The sequence below is a fragment of the Jeotgalibacillus sp. S-D1 genome (assembly GCF_004358665.1).
Classification (GTDB): Bacteria; Bacillota; Bacilli; order Bacillales; family Jeotgalibacillaceae; genus Jeotgalibacillus.
Map to the genome: position 1 here is coordinate 1,280,959 of NZ_SMZR01000001.1, position 13,146 is coordinate 1,294,104.

Below are 13,146 nucleotides of genomic sequence, written 5' to 3' on the forward strand. Positions count from 1 at the left end.
CTTCTATTATACATTTTTTCAGCGAAACGTATATGGTTATTTTACAATTTTCCCATATGAAAGTCGTCTCCACACGAATTCGATCGGACCACGTCGAAATTTTGAGAGCCAGATTTCCGAGATGATAACCTGAAGAATAAAAATCCCTGCTGCCAGAAGCGTTCCTGTCAACAGTGACACCTGCCCATATAAACCTAACCCGTAATTATAGAAGATCAGGGTGCCAATGACGGATTGCATCAAGTAATTGGTTAAAGACATTTTACCAGTTTGTGCAAAGGGACGAAGCCACTTTTCACTGGATGTAAACGTCATAAGGAGAGCAATTAGCGCCATATAAGCAATCGACAAAAGTGGACCGCCTACAAAATCCTGCAAAAAGGAATAAGCCAGATTTTTTTCGCCCCAATAAGGGGATGTTTTTAAAACAAGAGCAACAGGGAGACTGACCAGCAAAATGACGGTCAGTGTTTTCTTCTTATCCTTCGCTCTTTCTAACAGCCTCATTTTAGAAACTCCGCCCCCAATCATCATTAAGGGCAGCAATGCAATAATAAGAGAAATAAATGCTGATGGATTGTTGGCATATTTCCAGTCGCTAAATCTTTGGGTGAATATTTCATTTATAGTGCCATTTCCATAAGCTTCAATGGAGGACTGGATATCCTGTACAGCATTAAAATGCGTAACACTTGTCGGGTCAACCGCTGAGGCTACAAGTAGCACCAGAGATATCAGTGATTGAGGTAATAAAAATAACACTGTTCCTAAAATAATGAGCCACTTACCGCTGAGCTTCAGCAACCAAATAAACAATAAACCTACTACCGCATAGCTGATTAAAATATCACCGGACCAGATTACGAATGCATGTATAATTCCTATGACCAGCAAAACGCCTAATCGCTTAATGGCAAATGGATAAAAATTTCTTCCCTTTTCAACTGATTTTTGATATTGCATTGCCAATCCATACCCAAACATAATTGTAAACAGTGGATAAAAACTAGCTTGAACAAACACATCAATCCACCAGTAGGCAGGACGATTTAACGAATCTCCCCACCAGGAAAAAGGGTCATAATAGTACATGGGTGAATGAAACGCAATCATATTGACGATAAAAATTCCTAATAGTGAAAATCCCCTCATTACATCCAATGAAGCGATCCTGTCAGGCGATTCAACAGGTTGAATATTTTTCATTTCGATTCCTCCGTTTTCTTTTCCTGCACGTTCCTATGTATCCAACATATAATGTAACATCATTTGGATTATTTCGCGAAAGGATGTCCTTTATGCCAGCAATCGTAGGTTCAATCCAAATAGTCAGTATCGGATCAAGTGCTGTAATGCATGTTGGGGATTGCTACTCTATCACTCCTACTTCAACGACAAAAACATTTGCCGGAGCAGGCTCTTTTAACACGGGAGATGGATTATTCGTTGAAAATCATCATTCAGCTACCAACACCTGGGACAGCGACCAGGCAGACCAGAATATAAGCGGGTTTTTGTTATGACACAACTTCACTGGACCATTCACCAGCAAATTACAATAAACATGATCAAAATAGGAAGCATGTCCAATTCCTCCATTTTACAAATCGGTACAGCCGGCACCATTCAATCCCGCGCCGAGCTTGCTAATTCAGGAAAATTCACCGGTCCCGCACCAGTACCCATTACCCAGGGGAAAACAACCACGGTTCCGTTAGTTAATCCTCGATAATATGGAGGTGATGTGATGCAGCAGCTCTATTATCAAATATCCATTCTACAGCAGCAGCTGGCTGAGTGCATGGAACGGCTGGAAAAAATGGAGAAAAAATTCGAAGAAAGAACTCCCGTCCCCTCTACTGTGCACATTGAAAAAATAGAATACAAGTTTGACCAGTTAAAGGTGGAGACACTTGAGGGAACGTTATCAATCGGTCTGTCCCCAACAGAATTAGCCCGGCACGGAGAAGTGGAAATTCCCGGTCTTCAGCCCAATCATTCAATCCACGATCAAACAAAACAATTTATTAATGAGCAGATTCCGCTGGTTTTTTCGGACTGCCAGGTCATTTTCGATCCTGTAGGCAATCCGATCCCGAAGGATAATATATCCGAACAGCTTTTACAACAGCTCCCTCAACGAATTGAACATATTCAAACGAACCACAGGGGACCGTCCCCTTTGTCCAATGAGCAGTTAACTGCAATGATCCAACGGGATGTATCTCATGCTTTGCATGCTTTGCGGGCTCAGCAGCCATCCCCCAACGGAGAGGAAGGTCAACCATGATTGTTTACGAACAGGAAAATAATATAGCTTACCTGCAGATTTTAAGCATCTCCTCATCATCTTTGCTTCATATGGGAGATGTCTGTTCAATTCAGCTTGATTCTGCTTTTGATACACCACCTGAATCACTCATCATTGGTCCATTTGTTCCGTTGCAGCCGGAGGGTTAAACCATGTCTTCCCAAATCGGCAATTTATCCATTACGACCGTATCTTCAAATGCTGTCCTTCAATTTGGGGACACCTGCATGATTGACAGTAGTGCAAAAGTTATCGCCGTACAAAGACAAGAAGAACAGTTTTTTGGAAATGAAGCGCCGTTTTCCATGTTTAATATTTTTCATAGGCTGCCTGCACAGCCTGTTGAACTGCCGTTTCACTGTTTAGTTCAGCCAAGCATAAATTTGATTGAATCCTTTGACCTGAAAGGTATTGCCAATTCATCCATGTTGCATGTGGGAGATTCAAAACATATACGAATGGTATCGCGTGTAAAGCATATTAGACAAATAGAAGATAATGCCAATGCAAAGGAGTGACAACATTGCCTTGTTTAACAGGACCTATCCAAATACTCAATATTGGCGGCGGCACCGTACAATTTGGTGATACAGCTGTTATCTCTCCTAAAAGCGCATCCAAAAACACTGCCGGATCAGGTTCATTTAGTACAGGACCATTTCATGTGAACAATAATGGGTTCAGCTTAAACCAGACCTATTCCACTAATGGTGTTGATCAGCCTATTGTAGGAAATAACTGATGTGAAGCCGTTTTATAATACACAAAAGAGCCTGGTAATTTCCCAAGCTCTTTTGTTATGTCTAAAATCCTGTTGCCGCAACCTTAAATTCCACAGAAACAACATGATGTTTATTTTGTACGCACCCATTTGATATCATTATTTTTCTCATGGGAACATTGTCTACTTGAGTGGCTCCAAGATAGGATTTTGCTCCAAAGTCTTCTTGCAATCTATTTAGCCCGATTAGGTGAAGGTTTTTACCCAGTCCCTGTCCAAGATACTTTGGATGGATGCCTATCCAGAATATACGCCCCTCCTTATTGGAGTCCGGTTCAATATGGGGAAAGACTAAACCAGCGGGCTCACTACGTACAAAATAAACAGTATACATTTTATCTGCCTGCAAGGGCAGTTCAGCTTCCATATTTATTAAAAACTTTTCTGCATCATTGAAACTTCTGGCCATAACTGCAGATAAAAGTGAAATCGCTTTTGGATTTCTAGTTGGCCATATTTCATAATCCGAAACTGAAATATCCATAGGTTCTGGAAAAGGTCTTGTATAGATGACTCTTTCTCCAACAATTTTCATTCTTTTCTTTATTTTATTTAAACGATCCAGCATAGTTTGAGGGCATTCTAACCTTACCTTCTGCAGCTCACTATTTTTCAATTCATTTAAAAGCTCATTCAAATGAGTATCTATCTCGGCAGTATGGCTCATTTTATCATGATGAATTTCCAGCATAACTTCATGATTATTTCTTAAGTTATGCACGCCTATTCTCTTTAGCCTTTCCAGAATTTCATTCATATCAGATCCCCTTTTGCAATGTGACAGGCTCAGTTGCTTTTATCCCTGATTACTCACGGATAGGCAATACAGCCCCGCCGTCAAAAAAGTATAGAACCGTTTCGTCGATAGGCTGCAACAGAATTTTTTCCAGTGCCAGCTTATATAAAGATAATTGAATTGAATATCTTTTTTTCATCACACTCCTCGCCTGATCCATACCGCCCTCAAAACGATCAGTAATACGGTCTGTTTTATAATCGAGCAAAACAAGCCCTTTATCATCTTCAAACAAGCAATCTACTACACCTTGTACAATCACATTGTCCAACGGATCCTGCCTGTTTGCAGAAATCCCTAAATCAAACGCACTTGCAGCATACGTGAAAGGAATTTCCCTTTTCACCTTTTTTGCTTTTAGCATCCTCATCCCTATTTCTGATCGAAAAAAATCAACAATTTGCTGTTGATTAACAGCTCCGCTCTGCTCTTTTGTTAAGAGCTCTTTTCGCACTAGCTCCTCAAGCAATAGCTGAATAGATTTCAGTTCAGGCGGCTCATGCAGCGGAACATGCTGCATCACAGTATGCATAATGGTTCCTTTTTCTGTAGGAGTGATAGTGGCAGATTGCATGAATTTAGGACGATCGAACATTTTTTTTGATGGTCTTCCTGCAAAATCAAAAGCGCTTCTTTCGTCCCGTACCTCATTCATCCGTTTAATATCTGATACAGATTGCTTGGAACGTCTTTTTGTCGCCTGCTCATATGGATATGTCCAAGTAAGCCGGTTCACAATTGTTTCGTATTCATCACTTTTAACAGGAACAGGCTGATGTTTTTTCACAAATGACAAATAATCATCCTGGACAAGGTCCTCCTGTTCAATAACATCAATATCCTGAGCTGCAACAAGTTGAATGTCCCATTTCGAAGCGTCATGCAGCTTTTTTTGCGGTTCTTCCCGCTGAATCGAAGTCGACGCATGATGGCGCACGAGTGATGGGCCAATCCAGTCGAGGTAGGATTTTGCCGCTTTTCTAGTAAACTCAGGAAGCAGCCAATCGGAATGATTAATCGATGTCTGCCATCTATCAATTGTTTTTTTTGCATCCGCAACCGTGGCAATCAGATGAATCTGTTCTTTAGCACGGGTCATTGCCACATACAGAACCCTCATTTCCTCCGCAAGGTTTTCAAGCCTCTTCTTCTCCTTGAAAGCCAGCTGAGGAAGCGTTTCATAGCTAACCCTCTTATCCGGTTGAACATAAGGCATCGCTAATCCAAACTCCTTATCCAGATGAAAACGGCCTCGCAGATCCATTTCATTAAAGGAGCGTGCTGCTCCTGATAAAAACACCACGGGGAACTCGAGCCCTTTACTGGAATGAATGGTCATTAATCGAACGACGTCTTCCTGTTCACTCAGGGCTCTTGCAGCACCCAGATCGTCCCCCCGTTCTCTCATTCTTTCAACAAAACGCAAAAACCTGAATAATCCACGGAAAGAAGTAGATTCATATTGTCTTGCACGGTCATAAAGTGCGCGGAGATTTGCCTGTCTCTGCTTGCCGCCGGGGGTTCCGCCTACAAAATCGTAAAACTGAGTATCACGGTAGAGCTGCCAGACAAGATCGGACATTGCCCCTCTTCTTGCCAGGGTTCTCCATTTAGACAATGAATGAATAAACCACTCTAATTTTGAGCGCAGTTCTTCATCCTCCAGTTTGCCTCCAGCTGTTGTAAATGCCTGAACAGCATCCCAATAAGAGCCGGAGGAAGCAGCGGTCCTGATGTTTCCCAGCTGCTCTTCTGTGCATTTTACGATTGGCGAGCGCAAAACAGAAGCAAGAGGGATATCCTGGTGTGGATTATCGATAATCTTTAGCAGGGAGATCATGATCGCTACCTCAGTCGCTTCAAAATATCCTGAAGATATATTCGCGTAAAGGGGAATACCTGCAAAACGGAATTCTTCCATAATATCGGGAGTCCACGTCATCGACCGTGTTAAAATCACGATATCGCGATACTCAATCGTTCTGTACCCATTTTTTTTAGTATCATAAATTTGCATTTCTTCATCGACCATTTGGCGGATTTTCTTAATCATATACCGCGCTTCAAGTCTTGATTTATCAAGCTCTCTTTCATCCATGGCTTCCACTGCAAATTCATTTTCAGCTGCTGGATTTGCCTGATCAATTATAGTCAGCCTGACCGGTACATCCATTTCCGGATAAGGTGCCCCTTTTACCAGTTCCGCTTCCTGATTATAGGCTATTTCACCAACCTGCTCTCCCATAATCTGACGAAATACAAAATTTGTAGCATCCAGTATTTGCGGGCGGCTTCTGAAATTTTGAGATAAATCTATTTTAAACCCGGAGTTTTGACCGGAAAAAGTCCGATATTTTCTTAAGAATAAATTTGGTTCTGCCAGTCTGAAACGATAGATCGATTGTTTAACATCTCCCACCATAAATAAGTTGCCATCCTTCTCGCTTCCGCTTTTCACCAGCTGAAGGATGGTCTCCTGGACCATATTTGTATCCTGATACTCATCCACCAGCACTTCTTTAAACTTCCTTTGATAGTGCTGTGCTGCTTCCGAAGGCATTAATTCATCGCTTCCATGTTCACTTTTGACTGATAAGATGTCGAGACAATAATGCTCTAAATCTGCAAAATCAACGAGTCCCCGCTCTTCTTTTTCTTTTGAAAAATGTAGTTTGAATTCCTGAACCAGCCCGATTAACACTCTTAGCTGACCGGTCATACTCCTCATGTCCTCCAGGTACCTGTCAGGACTGCGAACGAAGAAATTCTCCCTTACCGCATCAATCATTTTTTTTGCCTGGTCCCGCCATTTTTTTGTCTGCTCCAGAAGGCTCTCATCAAATTCATCTCCCTTACAGGTTTTCAGCCTTGTAAAGGAGATGGTCTTAAGCTGTTCGTCCAGCTCTGTCCAGGTAGCAGCATTGGCCAATTCATTCAACTGCAGTAAATCATGCTGGAAATTTTCTGCTCTTGGATAAGGTCCGCCCGGCTGGTTAGCTGCTTCAAGTGAAAGCTTGCTCAGCTGGATGGCTCCCTGTATTTCCAATTGAATATGGAAGAGCAAATAATCCACTAACGGATGATCATTTATATCATAATCCTTCTCAACATTATGAAGTTCAACTATTTTTTTTAACCATTTTTCAGGATCCGCATGTGAACGGGAAAAAGTATACAGCTTGCGGATTAATTGATTTAGCGCATCATCACTGCGATCATTTGTCACAGCTTCCACAAGTTGAACAAATTCATGGTCGTTCTCACCGTACTTTTGCTCAAGTAATTCTTCCAGCACTTCGTCTTTTAATAATTCAGCTTCTGTATCATCCGCAATGCGAAAGCCTGGATCGATATCGATTAAATAATAATAGGTTCGAATGACCTCTAAACAAAAAGAATGGAGGGTGGAGATAGATGCTTTATTAATTAAACTCATTTGCCTTTTAAGATGAGTTGAATCAGGATATTCCATAAGCGATCGCTCCAGCGCCTCGGCCACCCGGCTCCTCATTTCAGCTGCGGAGGCATTGGTGAAAGTAACAACAAGCAATTCATCTATATTGATGGGATTGTTGTCTGTTAATACCTTTTGAATCATCCGCTCAACTAAAACAGCCGTTTTACCTGAACCTGCAGCCGCGGCAACTAAGATATCCTGATCTTTTGCCCATATGGCCTGCCACTGGTCATCTGTCCATTTTGCATTTTCTGGTTTAATCGGTATCAAGACGCCATTCCTCCTCTCTTAGTGACATTAATAAATCTTCTGGATTTTTAGTTTGAAGCTGCCTGTACTGATTATCTTCAAGCGCCGGATCAAACTGGCATACCGGACGATAAGAACAAAATTGACAGGGGGTTCTTTTTTTGAATTCATACGGATCAATTTTTACATCGCCAGTCATAATTCGATCACCTGACGATTGGAACAATTCCCTGGTATGGTTTCTCATCGCCTGGAACTGTCCCCTGCTGGCTGTTTTTGAATCCGACCTCAATGAACCATCTTTCTTTAGCCCGGCTGAAATAATTGAGGACTGTCCCTGTTCAAGCGTCTGGTCCATAAGCCTTACTGCTTCTTCATCCCCAAGTACTAACCCCTTCATTTTATATTGCTTCAGCATTTCTTCTTCGATCTCATCTAAAGACAAACGCTTTTTGCTCTTTATCATGGGATTATGGAGATGAAAATACAATATGCCAGCCGGATCAGCTTCCGCTTTGACGAGCTGTTTGGAATTAGACAAGGCAATATCTAAATAAGTCAGCATCTGCAGGGAAAGTCCGTAATAAATTTCCGTAAAGTCCAAATCGCGTGCACTTGATTTATAATCGATTACCCGGAGATAAACCCTTTCATCAATACTTGCAGTATCTACACGGTCAATTCTGCCCTGCAATTGCATGGTTGTGCCGTTTGATAATTTAAATTCAAGCGGCGGCAATTCTTGTCTGGGACCAAATCCAACTTCTACACCGATTGGAACAAATCCGCTTGAACGGGCGTGCTCGCTAATAATATAGGATGCTTGCCCAATCACCGCTTCCAGTTTTTTAGCAATGTAATGATACCGGTTAGAGCTTAGCAGGATTTCATGCTGTAGCTTTGGTGCCAAATGCGCCACAGCTTCGCGCGCCAGCTGATTGCAAAGCTCTCTCGTGACTTTTTTCCAATCAATCTTCCGGATGATCAGCTGTTCGGATATCCACTTTAAGGCAGCATGAAAAAGCTCCCCAATATTCGGTGATTCCAGTCTGTATACGCTGCGTTCTTTAAGCTTTAATCCATGGCTTGCAAAATGAGAAAAAGCACAGCTGTTTAATTTCTCCATCCTTGACACGCTGGCCAGGATGGATGAGCCATATAGTTCTTTTGTAGTCGCTTCTGACAAGGGGCTGGTGTGATTTTGATAATATAGACTTGATAAAATTCTTCTGCTTGATTCTTTCCAAACATCATGCTGCACATAAAAATTATATACATCCCACCAATAATCAGCCATTGGATAATTCCGCTTTAGCTGCTGCAGCTGAGTGGTTAAAAATGAAGCAGCAGGCGTTGGATGGCTGATATATTCAAGCTGCTTTTCACTTGAAAGCTCCACTGCATCATTTACGAGCAGGGCTTTGCGGTGTTTGGGAAGGATGCCTTCCAATCGTTTGATGTATGGAGAGGCCAGGAGTGATTTCCCTTCCTCATCTGCTATCGGATAAGATACATAAAGCCATTCTGCAGGTGTTGTAAATGCCCGGTAAGCAATAAAATCTTCATCTAATAATTTCATTCTGGCATTTGGCGCAAGGTTCATCCCTGTACGTTCAAGCCACTCACGGTCATCTTCTGCCAGCACTCCATCGTCCTGTCCTCTCGAAGGCATTACGCCGTCATTTACCCCCATTACAATGGCAACTTTAATATCAGGAAGTCTGGACATTTCCAAATCAGCTACAATCACCTGATCAATAGAAGGCGGGACAAGAGAAAATTCCAATGATTCCAGCCCCGCTTCCAGCAAATCAGCAAATTCAGCATTATCCATTTGATTTTCTCCCAGCATTTCAACCATTTGATCCAGCAGATCCATAATGGCATTCCATGCCTGGTCATGTTCTCTTGCCTGAACAAGGTTTCCTTCTTCTTCTGCCATTTCAGCAAACTGTTCAAGCTTTTCCGGCACGGCCAATTCCTCTAAAAATTGATACAGGGCCTGACTTTTTCCTTTTGCCGTTTTATTTTTTGTGAGTCTTCTTTGAAAACGGGACATTGGCTCTGTGATAAGACTTCTGGCGTCATTTAGTTCATTTTCAATCATCTGTTCTTCATCTGTCTGGGGCAAATCAGCAAAGTCCAGACCCCTGAAACGACGATATCGAAAACGGTCCTGCCTGATCCATCGGTCACCATGTATTCCATAGGCGAGCACGTAATTCTCCAAGCGGTCCATTTGTTGTCGGACTTTCATTACTCTTGTCATATCAGGATAAAAAAGTTCGGTTTTTACCGCTCTGAAGACGGACTCATATCGCCAATTTTTGACGATCATTTCGAGGGTGGAACGAATAAATTCCACTAAAGGATGATTTAACATTGTCCTCTTTTTATCAATAAAGTGAGGAATATCGTAATCCTGAAAGACAGGTTCAATTACATCATGATAAGCGGATCCATTTCGAATGAGTAGGGCTATATCCTTGTAACGAAAGCCTTTTTCTCTGCATAAATGCCTTATTTCCCGGGCAATTCCTTCCACTTCTGAACGCCTATTAGCTGCTTCAAGCAAAACGAAATTGGATTTCAATTCAAAAGAAGCTGTACGATCTTCAAAATTCTTTTCTAAAAACGCAAGACTTTCGTTATTAAATCTGGAGTTCCCCTGCTCATTATCTACATTAACCGACACCTTTTTCTCCTGAGCCAGTTCTTTTATTCGCGTTAAGGTTTCATGGGTTTGTCGAAAAAGTTCAGGGGCAGATTGCTTTTCATCAACTGTTAAGGCAATTGTTGTTTTTTTTGCATTGGCCATAATCTGCCCGAGAACAAGATATTCCTGTGGGGTGAAGCTATGAAAACCATCTATGTAGATTTCTGCTTCCTTTAACCAATCCGAATTTACTATATTCTCTGCGAGCAATCTAAAATAATCCTCAGAATCAATGTATTTTCCCGTTACTAACTCATCGAAATCACGGTATATATTCTCCAGGTCTCTCAGTTTGTCAACAAGTGATTTAGGTGCATTCATAGAGCTTAAATCCGAAGCCTGCAAAAGCAGGTCCTCAGGCTGAATGCAATATCTTCTAAATTCAGTAATCATCGATTCCACATGCTGAATAAAGCCATGCTTTCCAGCTGCCCGTGAAAAAAGATTCAACCGATCCTTTTGATCATTAATAATTTTACGGATTAACATATTAACACCCGTTGAATTTACATGCTGCCTGGCAGCTCCTCCAGTATCCTGAAGCACTCTCCAGGCCAGCCGGGTAAAGCTGTATACCTGAGCACGTATCATCCCTCCTGCACCAGATGCCATACGATATTCAGTTTGAAAAGTCATTTGTTCCGGAACAAGTAAAACGATCGGACTGCCGCTTGGATCAGTAGTCAACTGCTGTTGAATTTCTTCCATTATGGCGGATGTTTTACCTGAGCCTGACCTGCCTGCTTTAATGGTTAAGCTCACCTGTTGTCCCTCCTTTTTTGCAAACTCTCTTAATCTATCATAGCATAAGAGAAAACGTATGTTCTACTATGAGACTCACGGGCTATAGGGGAGGCGGAATGGTTTCATCCCATTCAGATCGAAGGAGACCATAAAGAATCATATCGTGTTTTTTTCCATTTCGTTCAATAAATTCCCGGTGTACACCTTCTTTGGTGAACCCCAGCGCTGCATATAGTCGCATGGCGGATTCATTGTAGGAAAAAACAGTGAGCTGCAGCCTGTGTAGATTCAATTCTAAAAAAGCATATCGAATGCAGCACTCCATCGCTTCTTTTCCGTATCCCTTGCCCCATTCAACTGATTCTCCAATCGCGATTGAAACCCATGCATTACGATGATTCCAAAGAATACCGTCCAACTCCACAAATCCAATTAACTCATCGCTTTGTTTCAAGCGAATCCCAAACCGGTGTGAACGGCCATCTTTTTCCCTCCACCATTTTTTCAACTCCTCCGGTGTCCGGAAATCATATGGCATGGCATCCAAGCGTCTTACGAGCGATTCGTGTAAATACCACTTTTCTATTTTTTCAAATTCATTGTCATAGACAGGCCCCAGCTGAATATTTTCATTTACTAATAACATCTCTTCATCACCTCTCTTAATACTATTCTAGACAAAAAGTGACAATCCTTTATTTACAGGAGGCTGAAATTTTTGAAAGGCTTCTCCGCGAAAAAAGAGCACTGGAGAGACTTCAACCATAAAAAAAGACCAGTCTCTGCAGACCAGTCTCCATGCTTATTCATAAAATTTTACTTCCATTTTATCTAATGGCCAGTAGCGGAGATTTACTTTCCCTACTATAGAATCCTGGTCCACGAATCCAAATATCCGGCTATCGAGGCTTTCTTTTCGATTATCTCCCATTACAAATATTTCTCCTTCGGGCACGACCGTTTCGCCGGTTAACTCTTCAAGCGTAAAATCACCAGTCAGTCTTTCATCTGTATTGCTTTCCCGAAATTCATTTAAATATGGCTCATCATAAGCTTCACCATTTATATATAATTGATCATCTACATAAGTTACTTCATCGCCTGGGAGACCAATTATGCGTTTTACATAGTCTTCTGATTCATTAGCATGAAAGACAATTACATCAAATCTCTCTAAATCCCCCACCTGGTATCCGATCTTATTAATAACCAGCTTATTGCCGTCCTGAAGTGTCGGCTGCATGGAGACTCCTTCAACTACATAATTTGAAAACAAGAAAATCCTTACAACCAATACAATCGCTACTCCGACCGCTAGTGCTTTGATCCATTCGAAGCCTTCTTTTTTCCACGATTCCATTCATTCTCCAACCTTTCAATTTTCACGGATGTATCATCATCGATCTTTTTTTCGGTAACAATTGTATCATGTTCCGCTTTTTTGTTTATTCTTGCCTCAACTCTCTTGCCTATAAGCCATAATATAACAATTGAAGCTAACACAATAGCAGTTTTCACTGGTTCTCTGATTAAAGAGACCAGATCAGCGCCAATAAATGAAATGGTTGATATCATGACTAATTTCCCTGTAACGACTGCAAGCATATATTGAAAAATACTGATTCTTGATAATCCTGCTACTACATTGACTATAGCAGAAGGGGTAAATGGAAAGCATAATAACAGAAAGAGCGGACCGAATCCGTGTCTCTCCACCCACTTTGTTAATTTACTAATTTGCTTTTGATTTCGCAAAAAAGCTAAAAAGCGTTTGTCTCCATACTTTCTAATTAATAGAAATACCATTAATGCACCTATCGAAGCTCCCGCCCATGATAGAAGGATACCAATGAGTAATCCATAAGCGTTGGCATTCGCCACTACAAATACAACAAGCGGCAAAAACGGTAAAAACGCTTCTATAATAGGTAGTAATATGCCTAACAGCGGACCAAATGACCGATATTCACCGATCACATCACGAAGATTTTCTACCGTAAACCATGCTAAAAGAGTTTCAAGCGCCATGTATATGCTCCTCAAATTAAAATCACCAGCTGCCATACTGCTTTTAGTATAGCATAATTTCTTT

Annotated in this window: 13 protein-coding genes; 6 read left to right on the forward strand and 7 right to left on the reverse strand. The window is 41.4% G+C overall.

Features of this window, described 5'->3' with window-relative positions; genetic code table 11:
* Nucleotides 1–36: 36 nt before the first annotated feature.
* Nucleotides 37–1,206: a DUF418 domain-containing protein gene (locus E2R51_RS06480; protein ID WP_133376179.1), complete on the reverse strand. Its 1,170-nt coding sequence runs from the start codon at nt 1,204–1,206 to the stop codon at nt 37–39.
* A gap of 92 nt (nt 1,207–1,298) precedes the next feature.
* Here E2R51_RS06480 and E2R51_RS06485 point away from each other — a divergent pair, with 92 nt between their 5' ends.
* From E2R51_RS06485 to E2R51_RS06510, 6 genes are read left to right on the forward strand one after another with little or no spacing between them, the layout of a single operon-like run.
* A complete protein-coding gene (locus E2R51_RS06485; RefSeq protein WP_133376180.1) occupies nt 1,299–1,523 on the forward strand; it encodes a spore germination protein in 225 nt (74 codons plus the stop codon).
* Complete coding sequence (locus E2R51_RS06490) at nt 1,520–1,732, forward strand: spore germination protein GerPB (protein WP_133376181.1); 213 nt, start codon at nt 1,520–1,522, stop codon at nt 1,730–1,732. Before E2R51_RS06485 ends, E2R51_RS06490 begins: the two co-directional genes overlap by 4 nt.
* 15 nt (nt 1,733–1,747) lie before the next feature.
* The gene (gene gerPC / locus E2R51_RS06495) at nt 1,748–2,290 is read left to right on the forward strand and encodes a spore germination protein GerPC (RefSeq protein ID WP_133376182.1); all 543 of its coding nucleotides are present in this window, start codon (nt 1,748–1,750) and stop codon (nt 2,288–2,290) included.
* A complete protein-coding gene (locus tag E2R51_RS06500) occupies nt 2,287–2,460 on the forward strand; it encodes a spore gernimation protein GerPD (protein ID WP_133376183.1) in 174 nt (57 codons plus the stop codon). Before gerPC ends, E2R51_RS06500 begins: the two co-directional genes overlap by 4 nt.
* A gap of 3 nt (nt 2,461–2,463) precedes the next feature.
* A complete protein-coding gene (locus E2R51_RS06505; RefSeq protein WP_133376184.1) occupies nt 2,464–2,829 on the forward strand; it encodes a spore germination protein GerPE in 366 nt (121 codons plus the stop codon).
* A gap of 5 nt (nt 2,830–2,834) precedes the next feature.
* A complete protein-coding gene (locus E2R51_RS06510) occupies nt 2,835–3,053 on the forward strand; it encodes a spore germination protein (protein WP_133376185.1) in 219 nt (72 codons plus the stop codon).
* A gap of 61 nt (nt 3,054–3,114) precedes the next feature.
* Here the strand turns inward: E2R51_RS06510 and E2R51_RS06515 are convergent, their stop codons facing one another.
* The 6 genes from E2R51_RS06515 to E2R51_RS06540 all read right to left on the reverse strand — a co-directional run bounded on the left by E2R51_RS06515 (nt 3,115) and on the right by E2R51_RS06540 (nt 13,082).
* Nucleotides 3,115–3,849, reverse strand: a complete 735-nt coding sequence (locus tag E2R51_RS06515; protein WP_133376186.1) for a GNAT family N-acetyltransferase — start codon at nt 3,847–3,849, stop codon at nt 3,115–3,117.
* A 49-nt stretch (nt 3,850–3,898) separates the two neighbouring features.
* Nucleotides 3,899–7,615, reverse strand: coding sequence for a helicase-exonuclease AddAB subunit AddA (gene addA, locus E2R51_RS06520; protein WP_133376187.1), 3,717 nt, complete (start codon nt 7,613–7,615; stop codon nt 3,899–3,901).
* Entirely contained in the window at nt 7,602–11,072 is a 3,471-nt protein-coding gene (addB, locus tag E2R51_RS06525) for a helicase-exonuclease AddAB subunit AddB (protein WP_133376188.1), read from the reverse strand. Before addB ends, addA begins: the two co-directional genes overlap by 14 nt.
* An 82-nt stretch (nt 11,073–11,154) precedes the next feature.
* Entirely contained in the window at nt 11,155–11,700 is a 546-nt protein-coding gene (locus E2R51_RS06530; protein WP_133376189.1) for a GNAT family N-acetyltransferase, read from the reverse strand.
* A gap of 156 nt (nt 11,701–11,856) precedes the next feature.
* Complete coding sequence (gene lepB / locus E2R51_RS06535) at nt 11,857–12,414, reverse strand: signal peptidase I (protein ID WP_133376190.1); 558 nt, start codon at nt 12,412–12,414, stop codon at nt 11,857–11,859.
* Nucleotides 12,369–13,082 (reverse strand): TVP38/TMEM64 family protein, encoded by a 714-nt coding sequence (locus E2R51_RS06540; protein ID WP_133376191.1) that lies wholly within the window; start codon nt 13,080–13,082, stop codon nt 12,369–12,371. Before E2R51_RS06540 ends, lepB begins: the two co-directional genes overlap by 46 nt.
* Nucleotides 13,083–13,146: the final 64 nt, after the last annotated feature.

Excerpts from the sequence above, each read along its gene's own strand:
- E2R51_RS06480 (WP_133376179.1), bottom strand. The coding sequence starts at position 1,206 with ATGAAAAATATTCAACCTGTTGAATCGCCTGACAGGATCGCTTCATTG.
- E2R51_RS06485 (WP_133376180.1), top strand. The coding sequence starts at position 1,299 with ATGCCAGCAATCGTAGGTTCAATCCAAATAGTCAGTATCGGATCAAGT.
- E2R51_RS06490 (WP_133376181.1), top strand. The coding sequence starts at position 1,520 with ATGACACAACTTCACTGGACCATTCACCAGCAAATTACAATAAACATG.
- gerPC (WP_133376182.1), top strand. The coding sequence starts at position 1,748 with ATGCAGCAGCTCTATTATCAAATATCCATTCTACAGCAGCAGCTGGCT.
- E2R51_RS06500 (WP_133376183.1), top strand. The coding sequence starts at position 2,287 with ATGATTGTTTACGAACAGGAAAATAATATAGCTTACCTGCAGATTTTA.
- E2R51_RS06505 (WP_133376184.1), top strand. The coding sequence starts at position 2,464 with ATGTCTTCCCAAATCGGCAATTTATCCATTACGACCGTATCTTCAAAT.
- E2R51_RS06515 (WP_133376186.1), bottom strand. The coding sequence starts at position 3,849 with ATGAATGAAATTCTGGAAAGGCTAAAGAGAATAGGCGTGCATAACTTA.
- E2R51_RS06530 (WP_133376189.1), bottom strand. The coding sequence starts at position 11,700 with ATGTTATTAGTAAATGAAAATATTCAGCTGGGGCCTGTCTATGACAAT.
- lepB (WP_133376190.1), bottom strand. The coding sequence starts at position 12,414 with ATGGAATCGTGGAAAAAAGAAGGCTTCGAATGGATCAAAGCACTAGCG.
- E2R51_RS06540 (WP_133376191.1), bottom strand. The coding sequence starts at position 13,082 with ATGGCGCTTGAAACTCTTTTAGCATGGTTTACGGTAGAAAATCTTCGT.